The organism is Candidatus Defluviilinea proxima (assembly GCA_016721115.1).
Classification (GTDB): Bacteria; Chloroflexota; Anaerolineae; order Anaerolineales; family Villigracilaceae; genus Defluviilinea; species Defluviilinea proxima.
In genome coordinates, this window is record JADKIW010000001.1 from 995,077 (window position 1) to 1,020,057 (window position 24,981).

Below are 24,981 nucleotides of genomic sequence, written 5' to 3' on the forward strand. Positions count from 1 at the left end.
TTACACAGATTTCACGGAAAATATATTTATCAAGGCTCTTTTCCGCGTTGTCCGCGAAATCTGTGTACAAAATGTTTAACGCAACAAATTCATCCTTCATCATTTATAATCCCCGTTCTCAAACCATTATCGGAGGCTCCTTTGCGAAAACCTATTTTGATTCTTTCTCTCGTACTTACAACGATCATCCTTGCCGCATGCGCATCGAATGGTGATGCATCTGTGCAGGCAGTTCAAAATTACCTCAACGCACTCGTCAACAAAGACTCAGACAAACTCTCCACCCTCGTCTGCGGCGACTGGGAACAGGATGCCATGATCGAACTCGACTCCTTCCAGGCTGTCACAGCGAGTCTCGAAAACGTTTCCTGCTCGCAAACTGGAACAGATGGCGATACCGCCCTGGTCCTTTGCACAGGTGACATTGTCGCATCCTATAACGGCGAAAACCAGAAACTTGATCTTTCGACCCGCACCTATCAGGTCGTTCAACAAAACGGTGATTGGCTCGTATGCGGGACGCGTTAAAACGCATCTTCACGCCCGAAAATATTTGGGCGCTCATAGTATTCTTGATCGTGGTCGCATTAGTCATCGTTACAACCGACGACAGCCCCAATTGGATCTATCAAGGCTTCTAAATGGGACTCACCCAGATCGCCGCATCCATTCTGACCTCGATCCTAGTCGCCGCACTGACGCGTGGCATCACACGGACATACTCCCTGCTCACGCTCAGTGTATTGGCTATTTACTGGTTTCAGCCTGTCGTTCCACTTCGTTATTTTGATTTCCTATTTCCGTCGCTGTCACTTGCACTTGTCATTTTGACATGGCTGATCACATCAGCACAAGGCGCATGGAAATCCAAACAAAACGCCATCGGTTTACTCATTATCGTTGGGGGCATCACTCTCGTTGAACTCACCCGCTATATCTTCCCTGAACCGATCCTCACAGCCACAACCCCTCCGAACATCTTTCAATACATCATCTTCCTCGCAGCGATCATTCTCATAACCCTGCTTTACACCACCATCTCCCGTCGCTTCCTGTGGGCATTATCACTGCTCACTATTCTTCTTATCACTACACTTATCATCCTCAAATCCCCAACGCTTTCTCTCCAAATCAGCGTCTTCTTTCGTACACTGGCAAACCGTCCTGTTGAATCCGCGTCCGCATTGGACCTGCGCTGGCTGGGCTTCTCCTACATCGCCTTCCGTCTCATCCATGTTCTGCGCGATAAGCAAATGGGACGCTTGCCCGAACTCTCCCTGCCAGAGTTTGCCACCTACGTTGTGTTCTTCCCCACGCTTTCCGCCGGCCCCATTGACCGGGCCGAGCGTTTCGCAAAAGACTTACAAAAAGAGTTTGCTCTCAATCAAGATGAACTGCTACAAGCCGGTCAACGTATTGTGATCGGATTGTTCAAAAAGTTCGTGGTTGCAGACTTGCTGGCCTTGATCGCGTTGAATGATGCGCTTGCAACTCAAGTCCACAGCACAGGTTGGATGTGGCTTCATCTCTACGCCTACACCTTCCAAATTTATTTTGACTTCAGCGGCTACACCGATATTGCCATCGGCATCGCAAGACTTGTCGGCATAAAACTCCCCGAAAACTTTTTATCGCCGTACACCAAACCCAATCTCACTCAGTTCTGGAACAACTGGCACATGACTCTCACACAGTGGTTCCGTTCCTACTTCTTCAATCCCTTCAACCGCTGGATACGCGGCTACAAATCCATCCCTGCATGGACGATGATCCTCATCGGTCAACTTGCCACGATGCTGTTGATCGGTCTCTGGCACGGCATCACCTGGAACTTCATCCTGTGGGGCGCATGGCATGGACTCGGTCTCTTCGCCCAGAACCGTTGGAGTGATTTTGCAAAGACACGAATCAACCCAACCGATCCACGCGTACAAAAAGCGTTACAGGTCGGTGGTGTGTTGCTCACTTTTCATTTTGTCGCATTGGGGTGGGTATTCTTCGCGCTCAGCGAACCGTCCCTTTCGGGAACTGTGTTTATGAAATTGTTTGGGTTGTACTAACCACGAAATCACCGAGCTTTATTTCTTAGTTAACTATCCCCTGACTTCATGGAAGTCATAATACAAAAGTTAAATTGATCAGGACTGTAGGCTAAAGCTATACTTTATCCGAAGGACTATGTCTTTATGTTCTTCTGGATGCGCTGCCACACATGGGTGTAAAGACCAGATTCTGACACTATCAAAATCCTTGACACAGAACAAATGTTCGGATATCCTTTTTTAGCACAATGATCGAAGAATACTCGCGAATGCCAATCTTGTTATCCTTATTATAGTAACCAATCTAACGAAGGAGTTTCGAATGCAAAAAATAGTGACTTTTCTTTGGTTTAACGATCAGGCAAAAGAAGCCGTAGATTTATATGTATCGCTATTTGAAGATGCAAAAATAACAAACACATCGTATCTTACAGAGTCAGTGGCAAAAGCAGCCGGAAAGAACCCCGGAGATGTATCAACAATAGACTTTGAACTGAATGGCCAAAACTTCACTGCGCTAAATGGTGGTCCGATGTATACTTTTAGCGAAGCTATTTCTATTTTGGTGTATTGCAAGACCCAAGAAGAACTTGACAAGTTATGGGACGCGCTAGCCGAAGGCGGCGAAATACTTTCTTGTGGATGGCTCAAAGATAAATATGGCATAACGTGGCAGATCACCCCGGAAAGCCTAGACATCATGATGCGTGATCCAGACACTGCTAAAGCGGATCGGGTTAGCGCTGCTATGCTGAGCATGGAAGGCAAACTGAATATAAGCGAGCTTGAAAAAGCTTATAACAACGTACAATAATTTAATGAAATAACTATTTACTAGACAAACCTATTCGATACGCCAACCAACTGACGTGACATCAAGGATAGTCACTATTTTATTCTCGGTGCATCCACGCATCAGTGATTACAGAGAAACAAAAAACGGGACACACAGTGTGTCCCGTTTTGATTTACGGCTTTGGAATATTCCCTTCCAAGTCCAACTCGGGTGCGATACGCCGCATCGCAGTGATGACATTCCCTACATGCTCCCACAACTCGATGCCGAATTCTTTTGCGGCATGTTCCATTTCGGGGCGGGAAGTACCAGCGGCAAAGGCTTTATCCTTCCACTTCTTTTTAACAGACGAAGGCTCAAGGTCATAGAGTGAACGCGAGGGGCGAACCAATGCAACGGCGGTGATGAGACCAGTCACTTCATCACACGCACAAATCGCTTTGCGAACCATCGTATCACGTGGCAGGTTCAAGTGGTCGGCATGGCTCAAGATATCTTGAATGATGCCTTCATCCACGCCACGTTCCCGTAACATCGGCGCACCATCTTGCGGATGCTGTTCAAGCGTTGGGTGAATTTCCCAATCAAAATCGTGGAGCAGGCCGATCAATCCCCACCGTTCGACATCTTCGCCAAACTTCTCGGCATAGAAACGCATCGCGGCTTCCACCGAAAGCATGTGGCGTACCAATCCTTCGTTCTTCACATATTCACGCACAAGAGCTAAAGCTTCATCACGGGTCATGGTTTTCCTTTTGGAATCGACAACTTGCTGTCGAATACACGGGAGCAAGCTCCCGCCTCCACAATCAAATACTTGTCGATGTCTCCAAACCATATTGCGTGGAGAGATCATCGAGCAGGCTTTCCACTTCATCGAGGAAATGGTCGAGCGCATCCACGCGTTCTTCGATGCCCACAACCGTCAGGCCAAGCTGACCACACGCCGCACGCCATGGGTTGACCGCCATATCAGGCAGAACATCCACAGCCAAAGTCCACGTTTGCAACAAAGGCCACAACGCGGCACGAGGCTTACTGGTTTCAAGCATCGCAAGGATCGCTTTTTCATAATAGTTCACACGCACAGAATTGATGCGCGGATCTACGCGATTACTTTCTGTTGCGGCTTCAAAGGCTTGTTTCCAATCCGGTAACCATGCCTGTATTGCGGACGCTTCCAAAGCGGATGCGCCCAACAGACCGATGAGCGCCGCGTCCATGCCGGGACGTTGGGCTGTTTCGGCCCTCGATTCAAAGTCCATCATCAGACGGCGTTCCTGCAACGGCGGACCCGATAACTCTGCCACCGCATTGACCGCATGATACAACGACTTCATGTACTTGGTCACATCTTTCGGGGTGACCGTGTCACTGATCTCCAACAGGTCGCGCCAGATCTGACGTCCATGTGCAAGCAGGGAGCGGGAACGTTGCAACGCGAGCGCAGGGAGTTGAACTCAAAGCCCGCACGCAAACCAGCCTGCACGAACTCGAAAAACTTCTCGCGCTCGAACAGCAGTTGCGGATCGTACATCTCCCATCCCAGCCACGGGTCAAGCCGTAACTCACGCGGACGTTTGAACTCTGCCTTCGCGCGGTTACCAATGTCCACGTGGAAATCGGGGGTCAGGCGCACGAATTCGCGGCGGTGTTTCGGTTCTTCTTTGTGGACGAAGATGATGTCAATATCCGCAGTGCCGCCGAGCATGGGGTCAAGCTCATCGTTCGCAAGCGAACCCGTCAGGTACGCGGCGATAATTTCCTTATCGTTGAAGGCGCGTTCCTGTGCGGTCTCTTTGGCTATTCGGATGAGTGATTCTCTTGTAACTCGCATAATTTATTTCCTCTCGCCCTGAGTGGAACGAAGTGAAGTCGAAGGGCGGGGTTCAAAACAGATTCTGTTGCTTATGATACTCACGCTTCGACTACATTTCTCGCTTCGCTCGTCATTCCGCTCAGCGCGATGTTACGGCAAAGGTAAGGCTTGTTGGAACGGAGGCAGGCTCAGGCTTTGTCTGATGCGCTCTTCCACAAGTTTCAGATGTTCAGGGTTTTGGATAATGTTCAAGTCGTTCGTGTCAATCGTCAAAACAGGAGTATGGTCAAATGGCTTTGAAAAGAAATTCTCATACGCTTTGTTGAGTTGATCGATATAGGCACGCTCCATCTGCCTTTCATACGGACGGTCGCGCAGGGCGATGCGTTGCATGAGGGTTTCGGTGTTGGCTTGCAAATAAACGAGCAGGTCGGGCTTTTCGATCTTTTCGGCGAGCGCCTCGTGGACCTTGTAGTACATGTCGAGTTCGTCGCCTTGCAGGTTGATCTGTGCGAAGAGCGCGTCTTTGGCGAAAGTGTAATCGGCGAAAAGATTTTTACCTGTGCCAATGATCTCATGTACCGTGCGACGCTGTTGATGATAACGACTCAACAAAAAGAAGATCTGCGTTTGAAAAGCATACCGTTCGCGGTCGCTGTAGAAATCAGAGAGGAAGGGGTTCTCCTCAAAAACTTCCAAAATAATTTCAGCATCAAATGATGACTGAAGAAGGCGGGCAAGGGTGGTCTTACCGACTCCGATCACCCCTTCGATGGCTACGTACATGGATTGCGCTCCATATGGGTAAGTTATTGTAAGGATACCATAAATAAAGTATCAAGTGACAGGTTTTGATGTGTCAGGTGTCCATTATAAAAAGACCGCGCTGGTGCTAGACTCTGGCCGATTCAAAGACTGAAAGGACACAAAATATGTCATCCAAAGTATTTTTCGGTACAGCACGTCAGGCACGGCTTGAAGCAAAAGAAACTTTGCCCGCCAAACTGGACTTGATCCTCGACCAACTTCACCTGCGCGACCGCGTGAAAGGCGAGACTGTTGTCATCAAGATGCACACGGGCAACAACATGATCTATTCGACCATTCATCCGGTGTTCATACGGCGCGTAGTGCAAGCCATCAAGGATGGAGGCGGCAAGCCTTTCGTGGCGGATGTCAACTGGGATACGGAGGGAGCCGAGAAACGCGGCTATTCCAATGAAGTGATCGGTTGTCCCGTGTATCCTGCGGCGGGACCGGACGAGAAATATTTCTATGGACACGAGCGGCCGTTTAAGAATATCCAAAAGTGGAAAGTCTCCGGGTTGATCCAGGACTCCAGTTTCATGGTCAACTTCGCACACGTAAAGGGACATCCCAGCTGTGGATTTGGCGCGGCGTTCAAGAATATTGCTTTGGGTTGCATGGCGGGCAATACGCGCGGACAGATGCATGATGCCATGCACTATGACCCATACTGGTTTCCCGAGAAATGTCCGGATAAGAGTCTGATGCAGAAGATCGTGGATGTTTGCCCGCATGACGGCATTGTCATTGATAAGAATGACTCGAACCAGTTGCATATGCACTTCGAGCAATGCAACCAATGCGGGCGTTGCCTTAAGGCGGCGCCAGAAGGCAGTTTGAAGATCGATGCTGTCAACTTTCACACCTTCCAGGAAGCGTGTGCGATCTCGACTGACATTGTCCTTTCGACGTTCGCGCCGGGCAAGGCCGTGCATCTCAACCTCGCCACGCACATGACCCCGGTCTGTGACTGCTTCGGGTTCACGTCCATGCCCATTTTGCCGGATGCAGGCGTCTTCGGTTCGGATGATATTGTTGCGCTAGACAAAGCCACATTGGATGTGATCTCCAAAACAAAACTGATCGAAGACAATATCCCCACCACCATGGAAGTCCACACCCGCGAGGGACATCCCTTCCGTTGGTTACATGGCCCGCACAAGGACCCGTATCTGGTCACAGAGTATGGCGAGAAACTGGGCCTCGGTACGCGCGATTACGAATTGGTGGATGTGATGCCGCTGGAGTTCCCGGAGCGCTCAACCTTGACGTATATTGCGGCGTAGTTAGATTGAGAGTTAAAACAAAAACGAGCGGCGAGAAAATCTCGCCGCTCGTTTTATTTATTAGTCAGCCGCTACAGGTTCCTGCACCAGCAAATGTTCAAACTGGCTGTTGTGCAGTTCTGCATAGAAGCCTTTCTTCGCAAGCAGTTCTTCGTGCGTACCTTGCTCTACGATATCACCGTGGTTCATCACGAGGATCAAGTCCGCATTGCGGATGGTGGACAGGCGATGCGCGATGACAAACGATGTTCGGTTCTTCATCAAACTATCCATGGCACGCTGGATCAAGATCTCGGTTCTTGTATCGACCGAGCTTGTTGCCTCATCGAGGATCAGGATCTTCGGGTCGGCCAGGAACGCGCGCGCGATGGTCAGCAATTGCATCTGTCCCTGTGAAATGTTGGTGGTCTCTTCGTTGAGCACCATGTTATAGCCATCCGGCAGGGTGTGGATGAAGTGGTCCACATGCGCCATTTGCGCGGCGGCGATCACTTCTTCATCGGTGGCATCCGGGCGGCCATAACGGATGTTTTCCATGATGGAGCCGTTGTAGAGCCACGTATCCTGCAAGACCATACCGAACATCTTGCGCAGATCCTTGCGGGTGAAATCGCGGATGTCGTGCCCATCCACAAGGATGGAGCCACTGTTCACATCGTAGAAGCGCATCAGCAACTTGACCATAGTGGTCTTGCCCGCGCCGGTCGGACCGACAATAGCGATCTTATGACCGGCTTCCGCTTCTGCGGAGAAATCGTTGATGATGACCTTGTCTTCGCTGTAACCGAAATGGACGTCCTTGAATTCCACATGTCCCTGCACGTTCTCGAGCTTAATGGGACTTTCGGTCTCAGCGACTTCTTCCTCTTCTTCAAGGAATTCGAACACGCGCTCTGCCGCAGCCGCTGTCTGTTGCAAAACATTGGAGATGTTCGCCAGCTGTGAGATGGGCTGGGTGAATGAGCGCACGTATTGAATGAATGCTTGAATATCACCGACGGTGATGGTCCCTTTGATGGCGAGATAACCACCGAGGATCGCAACCGCCACATACCCAAGGTTACCGATGAACATCATGATTGGCATCATCAAGCCAGAGAGGAACTGGGACTTCCACGCCACGTCAAAGAGCACGTTGTTCGATTCATCGAACTTCTTGATGCTCTCTTCTTCGCCGTTGAAGGCCTTCATGACGATATGTCCGCTGTACATTTCCTCGACGTGGCCGTTGACATGACCGAGGTAATCCTGCTGTTGCTTGAAGTACTTCTGTGACTGACGCACGATCAACATGACCGTGATCATCGAAAGCGGAATGATGACCAGCGCCACCAATGTCATCAACCAACTGATCGAGAACATCATGATCAACACACCAACTACGGTCACCAGTGAGGTGATAATCTGAGTCATGCTCTGGCTGAGGGTCTGGTTGACCGTGTCCACATCGTTGGTGATGCGCGAGAGCACTTCGCCATGCGTGGTGCCGTCGAAATAACGCAACGGCATGCGATTCATCTTCTCCGAAATATCACGACGGAAACGATAGGCAATGTTCGTGGAAACATCGGCCATGATCCAGCCCTGGATGTAGGCAAAGAGCGTCGAAAGCAGATACAGGCCGAGGGTTATGAGAGCGATGCGTCCGATCGCGTCAAAGTCAATGGAACCGGTACCGGCCAGTTTGGCCATCACACCTTCGAAGAGCTTTGTCGTCGCCTGACCGAGAATTTTCGGCCCATAAATATTTGCGGCCGTGGAAGCAATGGCAAAGATGAAGACGACAACAATCGCTTTCCTATACTCACCAAGATAGGCGATCAGTTTCTTCATCGTACCTTTAAAATCTTGCGCCTTTACAACGGGGCCTCCCATCCCGGGGTGACCACCCATCATTGGGCCGCCACGACCTGGACCTCCGGCGCCGGGTCTACCTTGCATCATCATGCTAGTTCCTCCTGAGTGAGTTGCGACGTGGCAATCTCACGATACGTTTCACAATTTTCCATTAATTCGCGGTGTGTGCCTTTGCCGACAATACGGCCTTCATCGAGCACGATGATCTGTTCGGCGTTCTTGATGGTGGAGACACGTTGAGTCACGATCAACATGGTGCTGTTCGCGGCATGTTCTTTGAACGCACGGCGCAATGCGGCATCAGTCTTGAAATCGAGCGCGGAGAAACTGTCGTCGAGGATATAGATCGGTGGTTTCTTGACAATCGCACGCGCTATTGAGAGGCGTTGTTTTTGTCCACCAGAGACGTTTGACCCGCCCTGAGAAATCTGCATGGCCATTCCTTCAGGGCTGGATGTCACAAATTCTTTCGCCTGTGCGATCATAATGGCGCTTTCCAGCATTTCAGGTGTGGCATTCTTATCGGCATACAACAGGTTGCTTTCGATGGTACCGGAGAACAGCGAACCTTTTTGCGGAACATACCCGATCTTTTCGCGCAGTTCGTGTTGGGTCACCTCGCGGATATCCACACCATCCACCAAAATAGAGCCACCGGTGACCTCATAGAAGCGCGGCAACAAGCTGATGATTGTGGATTTACCGGAGCCGGTCGAACCGATGAACGCGGTCATTTGTCCCGGTTGGGCGGTAAAGTTGATATCGTGCAAGATGTCCTCGTCGGCACCGGGATAACGGAATGACACGTTACGGAATTCCACCATGCCCTTGAAGGGTTCGGGGAATTTCTTCGGCTCTTTCGGATCGTGAATATGGATCTCGGTTTCGAGAACCTCAGCGATGCGTTCAGCGGATACGGAGGCACGCGGAAGGATGATGAACAACATGGACATCATCAAGAACGCGAACATGATCTGCATGCCATATTGCATGAAGGCGATCATGTCACCGACCTGCATGTTTGCATCAGCAACCTGTCTGGCGCCAAACCAAATGACACCCAGCATCAACAGGTTCATAATGAACATCATGAGCGGCATCATCACAACCATTGTTCGGTTGATGAACAACGAGATAGCGGTCAGATCTGAATTGGCTTTATCGAATCGTTCTTTCTCAAAGCCTTGCATGTTGAACGCACGGATGACCATCATGCCCGAGAGATTTTCACGAGCCACCAGGTTTACACGATCCGTCAACTTTTGAATGATCCTGAACTTGGGCATGGCAATAGTCATAACGATAACGATCAAGCTGACCAGCATCAAAACTGCCACGACGATAAGCCACGCAAGAGGCGAATCCTTGGAAAGCACCTTGATGACACCACCGACACCGATCAAGGGCGCGTAGAAGATCATGCGCACCATAATCATGACCACCGTCTGGATCTGGGTGATGTCGTTGGTGGTGCGGGTGATCAAAGAGGCTGTTGAGAAATGTTCAAACTCGGTGCTGGAGAAGGATTCCACTGTTTTGAAGGTATCGCGACGAATATCACGCCCCATACCGGCGGCGATCTTCGCAGAGAGATACCCCACAATGATCGTACAAAGGGCAGAGAGTAACGTCAGCCCAAGCATCCATGCGCCAAGATTCATGATGTAGCGGTTTTGCAGTTTGGCTGTATCCATGCCAAGTGCTTCATATTCTGCCTTGACCGCACTGACCGCCGCCTGTGCGACCATGCTTTCGCCCAATGCATCAAATTTTGAATTGACGCCATCCTTGATCTTGGTCAATGTTTCAGCGGGAAGCTTACCAAGCACTGAGAACACATCGGTACCGGGGGGGAGTTTGCTCAAGTCACCAAATCCACCACCCATTTGCGCGGCTTTGGATGGGTCGGCTGCGGCTTGTTCAATGGCCGAAACCGTTAGAAGTGACTTCGCCATGATGGGGCTGAGCTTGTCGATCTCAGCCTGATCCACCTTGTTCAATACATAAATGGCTTCTGTTTCCAGGATGGGATATTCTTTTACATATGTTTCATAGTCGGCAGAATTCTTATCCACCAACGTATAGTCTGCAAGGACTGTGTCTTTATCTTCCGCGCTCATGAAGATGAATACACGGTTCATCTCACTTTCACGAATGGCCTGCGGCACGGCATTTTCCACGCCGCCCTGTTGAATACCGGTATTGACGATGCGTGAAAGATAATCTGGCAACGCCAGGTCAAAGTTTGCCTGCGCAAATAAAAGCGCTATCGAAACAATGAGCATCAATAAATAAGGTTTTGTATATTTTGCCAATTTAGTCATGGCTATTCTTATTCCTTTCTCTAAAACAGTTAATCGCCGCTGATGACTGGTTCAACGGATGTGATATTTAATTTCATTAACTCTTGCGGTTGTTTCTTTAGTCGTCCTAAAAGAACAACGAGAATACGTGAGAACTTGAACCATGCGGTCAAAACGGTAACCTGCATGCCGCTTTTTCCATCCGTTGCAGAAGATGCCAGCCAGAGAGCTTTCTCTGCAGGTACATTTGCATCGTTGCCCCATAATAGGACAACATATCGCAATGGGTTAAGTTTGTCTTCGTATCCATTCAACGCATGGACGTTACTCAACATCTCGGTCTTTACAAGCCCGGGGTTGAAGCCGAACACATCCACGCCGCTATCTTTGTATTCTTTTGCCAGAGCCATCGTGAAGTTACGCACCCAAACTTTGCTTGAGCTATAAGCATTCTGAAAAGGGACCGCGCCGTTATCGCCACGTCCAAGCAGGTTGATCAACTTTCCACTTTTCTGTTTGATGAAATAACGCATGGCAACGAATGATCCGTTATAAGTTCCGGTGATATTCGTATCGATCACACTCATAAAATCGCCGCTGGGGATATGAGCGGTCGGCCCATAGGGTGCTGAAAGGCCGGCGTTGTTGACCCAGATGTCCACACGCCCGAACGCGCTGATGGCGAACTCTGCCAACGCTTCCACCTGTTGGATGTCAGACACGTCACATGCCAGACCCGCGGCCTGCATTCCGTTTTCTTGAAGTTTTTTCACCGCTTCATCGACTGCGCGTTGTGTGCGTGATGCGATTACAACTTTCGCGCCCTCTCGAGCATATGTTTCCGCGATGGCATAACCTAACCCGCGTGAGCCGCCGGTGATCACGGCAACTTTATTTTGTAAAATACCTTTCATTCTCTTTCCTTAATCCTATAGAGTGTATATCGTGTTTGTGAATTGAATATGTATAAGCTGGGAATATTCTGCCTAATGGACAGGTTCAGCTTCAACGTCCTGTGCGATGCGGGTAAGGATATCAAGCGCTTCGATGATTTTGGCCCGTTCACCATCGGTCAATCGTTCTTCGAGCTGGTCCATCCAACGATAACGTTCTTCAAGTCCCTGCTGAATGACATCCCTACCTTTATCGGTCAAGTTCAACAACTTGGCACGACGATCATTCGGGTCTTCCTCACGGAGGATAAATCCGTTCTGAACCAGCTTATCTACAAGTTGACTCGCCGCAGCAGGTGTGATCTCAAACCGTTCGCTGACCTCAGACATGCCGAACGCGCCTCGATGATGCAGTTGCATCATCACACCGAACTGTGGCATGGAAAGGCCAATAGATTTGGCAAAGAGCCCCCAACCGCGCATGGAACGATGCATAAACACGTCCATCCATGCGTGGATGGATCTGGTAAATTGGAGTGAGTTGGTCATTGTTAAGCCTTCTTTTTAGTTAAGCTGACTTAACTTTATGCATGAGACGGGTTTTGGTCAAGAGGCGGGAGATAAGAGATCTGTTAGAAATTCGGACCGTGTTCCAATTCATGTTTTCTTCTTGACTCGTACCTTACGGGAGGGTCTATACTATGCACGCTGATGGCCATCAGTGTGAAAAGGTAGGCTTATGATCAAGATCGGTGACTTCTCCAAACTGGCACATATCTCCATCAAGACCCTGCACCACTATGGGTCTCTCGGACTCATCAAACCGGTTCATATCGACCGATATACCGGCTACCGTTACTACGAGCTGGAACAACTCGGACAACTCAACCGCATCCTGGCCCTGAAAGAGTTGGGCTTTACGCTGGAACAGGTTGCACAACTGATGAACGAAAACCTGTCTGTAGCCGAGATGCGCGGGATGCTGCGTCTGAAACAGATGGAACTAGCTGAAAAAGTTGAAGAGGAGCTGGCCCGTCTGGCACGTGTCGAAATGCGTCTGCGTCAGATCGAAGTGGACGGTTCTCCGCCGCAACGCGAGATCGCGCTCAAAGATGTCCCCGCACAGACAGTGTTGTCTGCCCGGGTTGTGGCAGCCAGTGAAGAGCAGGTGTCCCCTGCACGGCAGAGTTTGCAGTACCTGCTCCAAAACTATCTGGAACAGGCACGGCTCAAACCGACAGGTCCCTGGTTCGCATTGCTGGAAAACATGCCCTATAAAGAGATGGATAACGAAGTCTCTCTGGCAGTGGGCATAGACCTGCGCAACGGGCAGCGTGCCGGAGACTGGGAAGGGACTCCCGTCAAGTTACAGGAGTTGGATGCGGCCCCCATTATGGCCAGCGTGATCCACACCAGTGAGGCTGGCCTTCTACCGCAGACGTACTCATTCTTGTATGGCTGGACACAGTCCAACGGATACCAAATCACCGGTTCGTGTCGTGAGATCTACCTGTCTGAAGATGGAGCGAATATTGCTCTGACGTCTGGCCCGGAACCTGACATGATCGAAGTTCAATGTCCTATTGAAAGGACCAGGGTTCCGGCCTCGATACTTTCACCTGATAAAAAGGAAAATACAATGGAACCAAAAATTGTTACCAGACCGGCTTTCAAAACCGTGGGGCTGTCTTACGTTGGCAAGAACCAGAATGGCGAGATCCCGCAAATGTGGGGTGTCTTCAATCAACGCATGGGAGAGATAAAGGCCAGCAGTGAAGAAGAATACTTTGGCCTTTGCTTCAGCGAACCCAAAGGGGCCAAAGAGGGCGAATTCGAATATGTGTCCGCAGCCTTGGTTGCTGATGCGAAGGACATTCCGGATGGAATGGTATATCGGGAAGTCCCCGAACTTAAATATGCGGTCTTCACCCATCATGGCAAACTGGACAAGCTCGGTGAAACCTATGAGTACATCTATAACACCTGGCTGTCGCAATCCGGACATAAACTCCACCCGAGCAAGTTCGACATGGAAGTGTACGACAAGGATTTCGCCTCCGATAAAGATGAATCGAAGTTCTACATTTATGTAGCCATTCAATAAACAAACCATCCTCACCAATATGACTATTGACCCGGCAGACCTTTTGCCGGGTCAATTATTTTCAATTGGCACATTGAAGAAACGGGGTTGATTATGGTAACGAGTGAAGTATGTCTAAAATCTAACGCCAGAAGTACCTCACATTTCCCAAAAATCGTACGGGGATGGTATTATGTCTGTCATCAAATCTCAATGCAGGTATGCGGAACACAATTGAGATTCCCAACGTTGGGAAAATATGTCGAAGATATTCATCAGCTACTCACGTAAAGACATAGACTTCGCCCGCAAACTGGCAGGCGACCTCGAAACGGCAGGCTACGATGCCTGGTGGGATATTACCGACCTGCAAGGCGGTGACGATTGGGTCAAGACCATCCCCAACGCCATCGCTGAGAGTCAATACGTCATCGTTGTCCTCACGCCAAACTCCATCGCTTCTGAATGGGTACAAAAAGAATACACACAGGCCCTCACACTTCACAAGAAGATCATTCCGATCATGCTTGTTCCATGTAGCGTACCCTTTGCACTGAACACCATCAACTTCGTTAACTTCGCCACCGGTGAATACCCCGATAATTTCAAAAAACTTCTCACCCCACTTGGCTTCACAGGCACACCACCCGTTGTCGCCCCGTATCAAAAAGCCATCGCATCCATCCCGCCCGCAGTTCTTAAATATGGGATACCCTCCCTTATAGGCTTGATCCTCCTTTTAGCATTTATCTTCATCCCAAAACAGACTCCACCTGAGACGCCAACGGTCACACCTACGTTTCCGCCTGTGATCTCCCCAACAGCATCTGTCACACCCGAGCCTTTCACTGCCACATCTTCACCCACGCTTGCTGATACAGTTACAGCCAGTGCCACACCCACAAAACTTACATCCACTCCCTCGTTGACCAAAGAAGCCTTTGAAACGATTCGACTCTGCATCAATGTAAAAGCCGATGTCAGTAACATCAACGTGCGTTCTGGTCCCGGCACATTCTATGCTGTATTAGGCAAACCACTCGATGTAACGGATGCATGTCTCACCTTCCGCGCTGTTAGTGAAGATGAAATGTGGTTCCTGATAGCACCCAATCAAAAAGATGCAGACCTCAAACAATATGAAGGTGGCTGGATACGTCACGACCTGCTCGGCCTCGAACAAACTGGTTCAGTGAATCTGCCCATCGTCACATTGACTGCCACACCCACACCCAGCGACACGCCCACCGTCACACCGACTTTTACGCGCACACCAACGCCCACCAGCACAGCCACATTCACTATCACGCCATCCGCAACGCCGTCATCAACTCCAACTGACACAGACACACCCGAGCCGACGGCGACAGACACGCCCGCTCCATAAACAAGGATGTGATCCACAAAACTAAAAGAACTTTGTAGATTATTCTGTTGTGTTCAATTATGCAAGAGGTTTATTCAGTCTTTTTTTCCAAAATAACTAAACGCTATCAAAGCGGCTGCGACCACTGATATTGCAATTGCAAAGAATAGTAAATCATTTGGATTCTTCCACTCTACCAACCGCTCCAGAAACTTGACTGCCATAACCAAAACGATCACACTGCTTAACTTTGTTTTGAGTTCGTGCAAATTATGTGCCAACATCCAATCAGGCAAATTCAATTTGCCCACAAAGAGTTCGTACATGCTCACTGAAAAAATCTGCAAAGCAATGGCGATCAAGAAACTATCCACGATTTCTATCAACGAGACGGCAATAGAAGAGTCTTTGCCGTAACTCGTAATGATTAGCATTATCGCATTGAAAGTCTTCACGGCTCCCCATCCAAACGCCACAACAGAGGCCAGAAGCAAAGAAATAATGCCTATGTATGCCAGGTAACCTGTTTTTTCAAGGAGTCTTCCCATGTGCGTTATGCCTTTCCAAGTGAGTTAGTCAAGTGTAATGGATTAAAACGTCCGTATGGATCATGTTTCTTGAGCCGGACCCGGTTTGAGGTCCAGAAAAAGAAGCGCGGGGTTTGCATCCTGTATTATTGATCGTTGAGCTTTTCTTTGTCTATTTCTTCCATCACGCGTAGAAAAAGTTCTACAGCATTCGGGTCAAAATGTGTGCCCGCCTGCGAGAGGATGTAGTCGCGCACTTTTGTTTCATCCCAACCTTTGCGGTAAGGACGGTCAGAGCGCAGGGCATCCCAGACATCAACAATGGCGAAGAGGCGTGCCGCCAACGGGATCTGTGCGCCAGCCAAGCCACGCGGGTAGCCGGAGCCATCCCATTTTTCATGATGGCAATAGGGGATATCGAGTGCTGGGCGCAGGTACTCAATGGGAGATAACATTTCATATGCATAGATGGGATGCCTGCGCATGATCTCCCATTCTTCGTTGGAAAGGTAATCCTCTTTGAGAAGGATGGCATCGGGGACGCCCATCTTGCCAATATCATGCAGAAGCGCTCCGTGTTTGATATGCATCAACTCAGTATCTTTGATGCCAGCCAATCGGGCAAGGCGGAGAGTCACTTCAGTTACACGGAAGGTGTGATCTTTGGTCTCTCGATCACGCAAGTCCAACGCATGCGACCAACCTTCGATGGTACGACTGTATGCGAGGGCAAGTTCAAAGTTGGAACGTTGCAAGTCTTCAAACGCTTTGATACTTTCAATAGCCATGGCCGCCTGCCCCGACATGGCTTCGAGAAATTCAAGCCAATCCTGATTCGGCTCGAATGGGGAGCGATGCCCCAAGTACATGACGCCCACTACATTACCTTTAGCGATCAATGGCACCACAAAGCAAGAAAGGAACCCTTCCATCTTTCCCACCAGATCGGTTTGCGGATCCTTTTGCAGATCGGGGATGATGAGAACTTGTCGCTCCAATGCCGCCCGTCCCACAAGTGTTTCACCCAGCCGGATGCGTACATTTTGAATCTCAGATGTTTGCGCACCAACCACCACCGCCTTCTCAACTCTGAGCGAGTGCGAATTGAAAAGCAGAATAGATGCAACATCCACGTTCAATTGTCTGCGGGTTTGTTCAGCAATGGTTTTGAGCGCCACACGCAAGTCAGTGGTGCCAAGGATGGCAAGGTCATTCATACGCAATGCCTGAAGGCGATGCAACTGTTTTTCGATCTGCTGATTTGCTTCTGCCAGTTCGGCAGTGCGCCGCTCCACACGTTTATCGAGTTCCGCATTTGTGCGAGCCAACGCATCCTGAACGAATCGCAATTCGTTACGGCTTTGTAGCAAGCTGTGTTCGATCAAACCAAAATGGCTGACGTCCTCCACGATCACCAAGAGCCCTGCGGCCGTATTTTCCACATCCAATGGTACCGCCCGAAAGGTAAGATATCGTATGGAACCATCGGGCTGGACACGGTTCACGCGCTCAATTTGAAAAGAGGGCAGAGATTCACCCCGCATGATGGACTTAAGCACATCCTCCATGCCGACGAATTCACCGAACGCGTCTTCCAAAAGGATGTTTGATCCCGTTAAATCGACCTCTGCCAACTCTGCCGGAAAATTCGGCGAAACATAGATAATACGCAAGTCCGCATCCACGTGCACATACGCAAGCTGATACAACTCGCTAGCTACCTGAGCAACGCGCGCTGTTAACTTCGATAAGTCGTTATTCTTTGGAAGCATTCGTCGTTACGCCCCAGCGTCAATTTTTTCTGCAAGCGAGAAGAAAACATCTTCTACGTATTCCCCTGTTTTGGCGCTGGTCATAAAATAAGTCCCATCCCCAAAGGTGGATGAAACCTTGCGCAGGCTTTCCTCAGAAATGGAACTCTGATCGGTCAGGTCTGTTTTGTTACACACAAAGACAAGGTGTATCCTCGGGTTGATAATACGTGCTTGCCGGGCATATTCAGCCACAATGGAAAGTGTTTCGCGGCGGGTGACATCACAAACGATCACGGCACCGGCAGTTCCCTGCATGTACGATGGATTTGTGAACGTGTCGAAACCAGTACTGCCGGCCAAATCCCAAACAAGCATGTTCATCGAACCATAAGGACGTGAAATGGTCTTACGCGATATCTTGACACCAATGGTGGTGAGATATTTTTCATCGAATCGGTTTTCTACAAAACGACGGATGAGACTGGTCTTACCCACACCAAAGTCGCCGAGTAAGCATATTTTCTTTTGAATGATTGTACTCATAATATCTTCTTTCCCATCTCACGGAACAAATGTAGGTGTGATGCGGTCCGACCCAACCGGCTCAACAAGCGTGATCCATTCAGCCGGTACCCAACCATGATGGAAACCATCACTCGCAAACCATTCCACTTCCATCCAAATTCCATATACTGACAATACAGTCACGGGTGTCCGTTTAAATAACACTTCAATGTGCGGAGATTCAAACTTTGGTGCGTTACGTACCCAGACATGTCCACCTGCAAACGCTGTGTAAGGAGTTGGTGTAAAGGTCGGAGTAAATGTGGGCGTAGGCGTAAATGTACTTGTCGGCGTGGATGTTGCCGTGGGTGTCTGTGTAGCTGTGTTTGTTGCAGTCGGCGTAAACGTCCGTGTTGCTGTCGCGGTCAGCGTGGCCGTCGGTGTGCCAGTGCTTGTAGGTGTTGGGCTGGGAAAGGCAATGGGATATAAAGCAACCGTAAATTGCAAATAAAAACATGCAAGAGCGATCAAAAGAATTCCAAACAAGACTCCAAAAAACACACCGATCTTTGCATTTCTGCTCATAGGTGGCTTCGGCCCTGTTCCGCCAGTTACATCTGCTACAAGCCGCGCAATCTTTGGCTGTAAATTGGGGAGCATGGTCGGGTCACCAGTGAATTGACGAAGCGGCTTTTCGTACTTTACATGTAAGTCTGAAATAAAGGTATGCAAGCGAGCCCGAAAGCCTTCCGGCTCGATACCACTTGTTACTACTGCAATATATGCCACCCTTCCACTTTGGATGATAATGCGTTGATCCCCGTATTGCACTTCATCCAGCTCTTCCTCCTGGCTTCCATTCCCGAACGAATCACGCACAAAGTCACGGATAGCCGTCAGCATGGCACTGATCAAATCTGAATCGGTGATCTCTGCACTACTGTGATGACTGTGCGCGATCAACAAACCGGAGCCATGTTGAATAAGGAATATTTCACGTATCGCAAAGGGAAGCGAATCGCGCATCGCCAGTTGCGATGCTGAAACGCCTCGCATACGCGCCATGGTTGTCCGCAACATGCCTTGCGGACCAAATGTCATTTTCAAGCGGGCATCGATATTACGTTGGAACTCACGTGCAAATTCGCTGACCGCCTTCTGCACCGTCTCACCAATGACCGGATACAAAGCTTCGACCATATCCTTGCGCGAATCACGGATCTGCACACGAATGGCCTCGCCCATGATCGGGCCAAGTGCCTCTGCCATCTCATCACGCGAGTCGCGGATGGTGCGGCTGATCATATCGCCCAACACTGGCGTGACGCGCGCGATCAAACCTTCAGAGTCAGCTTGTGCTCTGCGGCGCAGGATCTCGATCTCAGCTTGTAAATCACGGGAACGGTCATCGGCCTCACGGGCGAGGCCATGAAGGCGGTCAAGTTCTATCAGCAGTTCTTTTAATTGCCGGTGTAGATCATCATCTTCTGATTGGGATCGGTCTTGAACCAATTCAATCTGACGTTCGATACCACGCAGGCGGTCACGCACGTCAGACAATAGTATCGAACGAACGTAGACTAACGGATCTACATTCTCGCCAACTTGATTTTCTGGAGTTTCATTTTCTTTCTGGGTCATGCAGGCTCATGTATCAATGATATTTATGAGGAAGAGTCGGAATCCTGACGCAAGCGGAGCCCCAATTCCATCAACATTTGCCCCAGATCATTACGAGATGCTTTCTTGCCATCTAAAGAATCCGCCATGGAAAGAAGTTCCTGTCGCAAGTTATCATCACGCTGGCGCGTCTCAGCCTGCAAGTTGCGTATACGCTCCGCCTGTTCTGCAGACGCTTTATCCATGCGGTCGCTTAATTCCTTGTGCGATTCGCGGAGTTGACGGGCAAAGTCAGCGGCAAGCTTTTCAATGGCATCGCTTAATTGCTTTTGCACCATACTAAGTTGGGTGGCTTGTTCCGCAGTTTGCCTTTCGATCCGTTCAGAAAGGTCTTTTTGAGTCCCTCGCAGTTGAGAAGATTGGTCAGCGCCTAATTGCCCCAATTTTTCATTGAATTCACGGCGCGCATCAGAAAACTGCGATGACGTAGAATCAGAAAGAGCGTTGACCTTTTCACTCAGCAAATCGGTGAGCTCCTGGCGGGTGGTTTTCAAACCAGTTTCAAGGTCACTCAAACGTTTTTCAAAAGTGCGTGATTGTGAGCCAAACAAAATATCACGCAACCGGCCTAGTTCATCAGGACTCACATCTTCTGATACGGGAGGTGTTACTTGCGGTTCAACGGGTATATTTTGTACAGTATTTTTCTTAAGCATGATTACATCCTCCTATAGAATAAAAAGATTAGTACCAGAATTATACTCCTGCCAATATGTAAACGTTTACAGTTGCGTCATAAAGCTTTCAGAGTTGTCCATATAACTCTCAGCGTGAAGCAGGTCACTTGTTGGGCAAACAGGCTCCCGTTAAGTTTGAAGCGCTGTGAAGGGTCCACTTAAACAAAAACACGGAGATGTGAATCTTACACCTCCGTGTTGATTGAAAAAAGGGGATTACGTCGTTATATATTCGCGCAGATTATGTTCCACCGCATACGCGGCGGCTTCGGCGCGATTGTTCACACCTAATTTTGAAAGGATACTTGAGACATAGTTACGCACAGTGCCTTCGCCGAGAAACAATTGCTTGGCGATCTCGCGGTTGGTCTTGCCTTCAGAGACAAGCAACAACACATGCTTTTCCTGTTGGCTCAAGTGTTGGAAGGCCGAAGCCTCCTCCTCTTTCACCGCACGACGCACCTGCTGGAACACGCGTTGCGTGACAGCCGGGTCAAGCAATGCCTCACCGCGTGAAACCGCTTCGAGCGCTTTGATCAGGTCATCGCTCCCGATCTGTTTCAGGATGTATCCCGAAGCGCCCGCACGGATCGCAGAGAACAACATCTCATCCTCCGCATACGAAGTGAGCATAATGACTCTTACGTTCGGGTATTTCTCCACAATCTGTTCACAAGCTTCAATACCCGATGTGCCCGGAAGGCGAATATCCATAACCACTACATCAGGTTTGAGAGTCTCCGTTTTTTCGATGGCTTCTCGCGCCGAGGCGGCTTCACCAACTACATCAAATTGTGGATGTCGCTCCAATAAAGACTTCAAACCCAGGCGCACGACCTCATGATCGTCCACCAAGATAATACGTTGTTTTGCAGGTTGCTTTGGCATAAAAAGGATTTTACCCCAAATCACCCCTTTTTCGATAAAAAAGCTATTGTTGGACAACTTGCCCGCCTCATTCTTACTTAACTGGAAACTGATTCCACGTTAAACAGCATTTTCTCCCCTTTGGCTTTTTCCATTAAACACAGAAGGGACGGAGCAATGCTCCGTCCCTTCATCAAATTACTTTGCCTTGACGGTAATGGTACGGGGCTTGACCTCTTCTGCTTTCGGCAGGGTGATGGTCAGGATACCGTTCTCGAACTCAGCTTTGGCCTTATCGGCGACCACGTCAGTGGGCAGGGCCACGGAACGTTCGAACGATCCATAGCGTTGTTCGCGAATGTGCCAGGCTTTATCTTTGCTCTCTTCTTCATGCTTCACCTCGCCTTTGAGGGTCAGCACTTCGCCTGTGACGTTGATCTGCACCTCTTCAGCCTTAATGCCAGGCAACGAGGCTTTCACAACGATCTCATCATCGGTCTGGTACATATCGATCGCAGGCACAGACCAAGCGTCCCTGATGGAGAGCGGGCGTGTGAACGCGTCATCAAAAAGACGGTCCATGGCGTCACGCAGGGACATCATCTCACGAGCGGGTTCCCAACGAATTAAGTTTGACATAGCGACCTCCTTTTGGTCATTGAATTTATGCCCTTAATATAAAAAGCCTGCGTTAGAAAAACGCAAGCCGTTTATAAAAAATCTGTATGAGGTTTTGGCTATTCTTTTGGTCGCTTGAAATCTACAAAGCGGTAACCAACACCCCGTTCCGTGAGAACATATTTTGGGTTGGCCGGGTCTTTCTCAAGTTTCTGCCGCAGGTAGTTGATATATAAGCGGACGTAATGCGGTTCGTCGCGATATTCGTATCCCCATACCTTGATGAGAATCTGGTCGTGGGTCAACACCCATCCGGCATTCTGAACAAGGTGATAGAGCAGGCGGTATTCAGTTGGGCGGAGTTTGACAAGCTTGCCTTCGAGCCATACTTCACGGCGGTCAAAGTCGATCTTGAGGCGGTCATCTACTTCAATGATGTCATGCATTGAGCCACCAGCGCCCTCTGTACGACGAATGACAGCCTTCACACGGCTGACCATTTCACGCGGGCTGAACGGCTTGGTAATGTAATCGTCAGCGCCCAGTTCCAGACCACGCACACGATCATCCTCTTCACCTTTGGCAGTGAGCATAATGACCGGCACGGTACTCCCTTCACGGATGGTCTCAAGCACATCGAAACCGTCAATGTCGGGCATCATCACATCAAGCAAAATTAGGTCGGGGGTTGCGTCACGCAATTTTTGGATGGCTTGTTTGCCGTTAAAGGCTTCAGCCACCTGGAAACCGTCATGCTCCAGGTTCATGCGGATGAAGCGCACCATACGCTCTTCATCATCCACAACGAGAATGCGGCGTCTTTCAAACTCTTCGGTCATCTAGAACTATTCCCTCACGAAACCGATCAGGTTTTCTTCTTCTTCGCTTTCAAGGAGTTCAATCAGGGCCACTTTGGCAATGGGCCATATCACTTTTGTCACATTTGGTTCGATGTAATGGACATCCTTCCCATCGCGCAGGCGCGGGTTACTGACCATGATGATCGTATCAGTGCTCTTAGGAAGTTCCTCGATCTCACCGACAACAGACGGTTCACCTGCAATGTGGATAATCACTGAGTATGCCATTACGTTCGCCTTTCAATCCATCAATTATTGCGGAGCAATACCTGGATCTTCAACTTACCCAACGCAACAACATCGCCGTGTTTGAGTCCTTCTTCAGCGTGCGGGTTAAGGCGGCGTCCATTCAAATACGTACCGTTAGATGATCCCAAGTCCATGATGACAACACGACTGGTTTCGCGTTTTACAACAGCATGCAAACGGGAAACCCCAGATGCATATGCCTGATAGGGAGTTAGATCGATATCGGGCATGATGGGCTGACCCTCGCTTAAACGTCCAAGCGTGAATTCATTCCGCGTTGCAAGCGGAAGGATTTTGCCACTATCCATCAAGTGGAGGGATAGCCAGCTGTTGGTCGGAGAGGAAGGGGGCTCAACACTGGCAGAATTTTTCTTAAGATCATCAACGATCTGATCCTGATTGATAGACTGTGTTGTAAGAGCCTCAGAGCCATCCAATTGCGCCCCACACTCAACGCAAAACAAAGTACCGGAAATATTTTCGTGCTGACAATTTGTACAAAGAATCATGATGCCAACTCCTTTTTAGGCGGCGCAAGGAACAGGGCGCGCGTGCCATATTTTATCTTTTTTCTGCCTTCGTTTGAAATACCTTTTTCCTGTTGTATGCGATTTACTTCAAGGTTGATCGTATGTGCCAGACTACGCTCGCCCTGCGTTAGCAGGTTTGCCGCAAGGGTTTGCAACTGACGAGTACCAGCATCTATATTTCCTTTTTCAATTTCGACACGCGCCCGTTCCTGCATGCGATACAACATTAACCGCGAAAGAGCTTGAACAATCTCTGGTGCCGGTGAAACATCGTCAGGCACATCCGACACTGGACGTTGAAATTTTAACCGATTAGGAGGCACAGGAAGAGGATTCGATGAAATTGAGACTTTAAGAGTGCCATCCAATATGCTTGCCAAGTCTGATTTTACCGCTGTTGGCTGAATTATGTATTCGAAAATAACACGTGTGGACGTATCCTGCAATATTGGTCCGATTCGTAAAAGTGGGTCATCCACTGTAATCGGGGCAGGATCAGGTTGCAGGCGAAAGGCGTAGGAAAGATTAATTCCTTCCATGGGCAGGACATCTAGGGTCGCTTCCTCGGCATAAATCTGGGCTAGGGCATTAAATTTTTCGAGCAGTAGTTTTTTTATTTCTTGTGGCTCGGCTATATAAGCACTGCTTCCGCCTGTACGGCTTGCGATCAAGTCAAGAAAAATATCATTCCATTCCTGGCCAATGCCCATGGCACTGATACCAATACCACTTTGGGCAAGCTTGGAAGCAAGCTCAAGGCATTGTTGTTCATCCCCATACGTTTGCCCATCTGTCAGAAGAACAATGTGGTTTACGCGCTTGGCATCAAGACTTCGAATGACCTCTCTAGCACCAGCCTCAAGTCCCTGAAATATTTCAGTACCACCGCCGGGTTGTATCATCTGAATACGCGCTTCCAAACGAGACCGGTCTTGTTGATAAGAAGCAGGGATGATCACTTCTGCACGATCGCTGAAGGTAACAACACTCAAAATATCCTGTTGGCGGATGTTTCGTAACACCTGAATGGCAGTGGCCTTGACCACGTCCATTTTTTCGCCCTTCATGGATGTAGATCGATCCAAAACAATACAAACATTCAAAGGTGGTGAAGGAGCCCGCCGTGATTCTGCAGGAGCTTGCAAATCCAGAATCAAATACAACATTTGCGGCTCGTCCATTCGCTTTAATGTGGACCGGCTGTATATAACCTTCTGTTCGTAGGGATAATGAGGCTTGATTTCGGGAGGCAGGGTAGCATCGTATTGTGCCCTGCGCTTGGGGTTCGAAAGAGTTTCGTATGCCTGTTGTGCCCCCAAGAATAGTTCTGTTTCGCCCGCGGCTTTGTTCTTATCAGGATGAAGTTTCTGGGCGGCTATTAAATAGGCGTGTTTAATCTCCTCTTGCGAGGCATTTCTCGAAACACCCAGAATCGAATAATAATCCTGTTGTCGTGGCGACAT

25 protein-coding genes are annotated in these 24,981 nt (G+C 49.3%); 6 read left to right on the plus strand and 19 right to left on the minus strand.

Annotated features, from left to right (window positions below):
- Positions 1-141: 141 nt before the first annotated feature.
- The 3 genes from IPP66_04680 to IPP66_04690 all read left to right on the plus strand — a co-directional run bounded on the left by IPP66_04680 (position 142) and on the right by IPP66_04690 (position 2,856).
- The gene (locus IPP66_04680) at positions 142-528 is read left to right on the plus strand and encodes a hypothetical protein (GenBank protein ID MBK9924569.1); all 387 of its coding nucleotides are present in this window, start codon (positions 142-144) and stop codon (positions 526-528) included.
- Positions 529-641: 113 nt separating this feature from the next.
- Positions 642-2,060, plus strand: coding sequence for an MBOAT family protein (locus IPP66_04685; protein MBK9924570.1), 1,419 nt, complete (start codon positions 642-644; stop codon positions 2,058-2,060).
- A gap of 304 nt (positions 2,061-2,364) precedes the next feature.
- Complete coding sequence (locus IPP66_04690; GenBank protein ID MBK9924571.1) at positions 2,365-2,856, plus strand: VOC family protein; 492 nt, start codon at positions 2,365-2,367, stop codon at positions 2,854-2,856.
- A 154-nt stretch (positions 2,857-3,010) separates the two neighbouring features.
- On the opposite strand, the gene IPP66_04695 is transcribed toward IPP66_04690, so the two are convergent.
- The 4 genes from IPP66_04695 to IPP66_04710 all read right to left on the minus strand — a co-directional run bounded on the left by IPP66_04695 (position 3,011) and on the right by IPP66_04710 (position 5,443).
- Positions 3,011-3,583: an HDIG domain-containing protein gene (locus IPP66_04695; protein MBK9924572.1), complete on the minus strand. Its 573-nt coding sequence runs from the start codon at positions 3,581-3,583 to the stop codon at positions 3,011-3,013.
- Between the two features lie 64 nt (positions 3,584-3,647).
- Positions 3,648-4,277 carry a hypothetical protein gene (locus IPP66_04700; protein MBK9924573.1) on the minus strand — a complete coding sequence of 210 codons (630 nt, stop codon included), beginning with the start codon at positions 4,275-4,277 and terminating at the stop codon, positions 3,648-3,650.
- A complete protein-coding gene (locus IPP66_04705; protein ID MBK9924574.1) occupies positions 4,187-4,675 on the minus strand; it encodes a hypothetical protein in 489 nt (162 codons plus the stop codon). The genes IPP66_04700 and IPP66_04705 overlap by 91 nt, the downstream gene beginning before the upstream one ends.
- A 132-nt stretch (positions 4,676-4,807) precedes the next feature.
- Positions 4,808-5,443 (minus strand): deoxynucleoside kinase, encoded by a 636-nt coding sequence (locus IPP66_04710; protein MBK9924575.1) that lies wholly within the window; start codon positions 5,441-5,443, stop codon positions 4,808-4,810.
- A gap of 146 nt (positions 5,444-5,589) precedes the next feature.
- On the opposite strand from IPP66_04710, the gene IPP66_04715 reads away from it, so the two are divergent.
- Positions 5,590-6,750 (plus strand): DUF362 domain-containing protein, encoded by a 1,161-nt coding sequence (locus IPP66_04715; GenBank protein MBK9924576.1) that lies wholly within the window; start codon positions 5,590-5,592, stop codon positions 6,748-6,750.
- 60 nt (positions 6,751-6,810) lie between these two features.
- Here the strand turns inward: IPP66_04715 and IPP66_04720 are convergent, their stop codons facing one another.
- The 4 genes from IPP66_04720 to IPP66_04735 all read right to left on the minus strand — a co-directional run bounded on the left by IPP66_04720 (position 6,811) and on the right by IPP66_04735 (position 12,352).
- Positions 6,811-8,697, minus strand: coding sequence for an ABC transporter ATP-binding protein (locus tag IPP66_04720; protein ID MBK9924577.1), 1,887 nt, complete (start codon positions 8,695-8,697; stop codon positions 6,811-6,813).
- On the minus strand, positions 8,694-10,931 hold the full coding sequence (locus tag IPP66_04725) for an ABC transporter ATP-binding protein (GenBank protein MBK9924578.1): 2,238 nt from the start codon (positions 10,929-10,931) through the stop codon (positions 8,694-8,696). The genes IPP66_04720 and IPP66_04725 overlap by 4 nt, the downstream gene beginning before the upstream one ends.
- Positions 10,932-10,960: 29 nt before the next feature.
- Positions 10,961-11,824: an SDR family oxidoreductase gene (locus IPP66_04730; GenBank protein ID MBK9924579.1), complete on the minus strand. Its 864-nt coding sequence runs from the start codon at positions 11,822-11,824 to the stop codon at positions 10,961-10,963.
- Between the two features lie 72 nt (positions 11,825-11,896).
- Entirely contained in the window at positions 11,897-12,352 is a 456-nt protein-coding gene (locus tag IPP66_04735; protein ID MBK9924580.1) for a MarR family transcriptional regulator, read from the minus strand.
- 190 nt (positions 12,353-12,542) lie between these two features.
- On the opposite strand from IPP66_04735, the gene IPP66_04740 reads away from it, so the two are divergent.
- Together IPP66_04740 and IPP66_04745 are read left to right on the plus strand one after the other, a co-directional pair.
- On the plus strand, positions 12,543-13,907 hold the full coding sequence (locus tag IPP66_04740; GenBank protein MBK9924581.1) for a GyrI-like domain-containing protein: 1,365 nt from the start codon (positions 12,543-12,545) through the stop codon (positions 13,905-13,907).
- Between the two features lie 238 nt (positions 13,908-14,145).
- A complete protein-coding gene (locus IPP66_04745) occupies positions 14,146-15,273 on the plus strand; it encodes a toll/interleukin-1 receptor domain-containing protein (GenBank protein ID MBK9924582.1) in 1,128 nt (375 codons plus the stop codon).
- Positions 15,274-15,347: 74 nt separating this feature from the next.
- Here the strand turns inward: IPP66_04745 and IPP66_04750 are convergent, their stop codons facing one another.
- The 11 genes from IPP66_04750 to IPP66_04800 all read right to left on the minus strand — a co-directional run bounded on the left by IPP66_04750 (position 15,348) and on the right by IPP66_04800 (position 24,981).
- Positions 15,348-15,800, minus strand: coding sequence for a YqhA family protein (locus tag IPP66_04750; protein MBK9924583.1), 453 nt, complete (start codon positions 15,798-15,800; stop codon positions 15,348-15,350).
- A 125-nt stretch (positions 15,801-15,925) separates the two neighbouring features.
- A complete protein-coding gene (locus tag IPP66_04755; GenBank protein ID MBK9924584.1) occupies positions 15,926-17,551 on the minus strand; it encodes a GAF domain-containing protein in 1,626 nt (541 codons plus the stop codon).
- A gap of 6 nt (positions 17,552-17,557) precedes the next feature.
- Positions 17,558-18,076, minus strand: coding sequence for a GTP-binding protein (locus tag IPP66_04760; GenBank protein ID MBK9924585.1), 519 nt, complete (start codon positions 18,074-18,076; stop codon positions 17,558-17,560).
- An 18-nt stretch (positions 18,077-18,094) separates the two neighbouring features.
- Positions 18,095-19,678 (minus strand): SH3 domain-containing protein, encoded by a 1,584-nt coding sequence (locus tag IPP66_04765; GenBank protein ID MBK9924586.1) that lies wholly within the window; start codon positions 19,676-19,678, stop codon positions 18,095-18,097.
- 23 nt (positions 19,679-19,701) lie between these two features.
- On the minus strand, positions 19,702-20,373 hold the full coding sequence (locus tag IPP66_04770; GenBank protein MBK9924587.1) for a hypothetical protein: 672 nt from the start codon (positions 20,371-20,373) through the stop codon (positions 19,702-19,704).
- Between the two features lie 237 nt (positions 20,374-20,610).
- Entirely contained in the window at positions 20,611-21,282 is a 672-nt protein-coding gene (locus IPP66_04775; protein MBK9924588.1) for a response regulator transcription factor, read from the minus strand.
- A 177-nt stretch (positions 21,283-21,459) separates the two neighbouring features.
- Positions 21,460-21,900, minus strand: a complete 441-nt coding sequence (locus IPP66_04780; protein ID MBK9924589.1) for an Hsp20/alpha crystallin family protein — start codon at positions 21,898-21,900, stop codon at positions 21,460-21,462.
- A 98-nt stretch (positions 21,901-21,998) separates the two neighbouring features.
- Positions 21,999-22,718 carry a response regulator transcription factor gene (locus tag IPP66_04785; GenBank protein MBK9924590.1) on the minus strand — a complete coding sequence of 240 codons (720 nt, stop codon included), beginning with the start codon at positions 22,716-22,718 and terminating at the stop codon, positions 21,999-22,001.
- Positions 22,719-22,724: 6 nt separating this feature from the next.
- Positions 22,725-22,967, minus strand: coding sequence for a hypothetical protein (locus IPP66_04790; protein MBK9924591.1), 243 nt, complete (start codon positions 22,965-22,967; stop codon positions 22,725-22,727).
- Positions 22,968-22,987: 20 nt separating this feature from the next.
- Positions 22,988-23,497 (minus strand): FHA domain-containing protein, encoded by a 510-nt coding sequence (locus tag IPP66_04795; protein MBK9924592.1) that lies wholly within the window; start codon positions 23,495-23,497, stop codon positions 22,988-22,990.
- Complete coding sequence (locus IPP66_04800; protein MBK9924593.1) at positions 23,494-24,981, minus strand: VWA domain-containing protein; 1,488 nt, start codon at positions 24,979-24,981, stop codon at positions 23,494-23,496. The genes IPP66_04795 and IPP66_04800 overlap by 4 nt, the downstream gene beginning before the upstream one ends.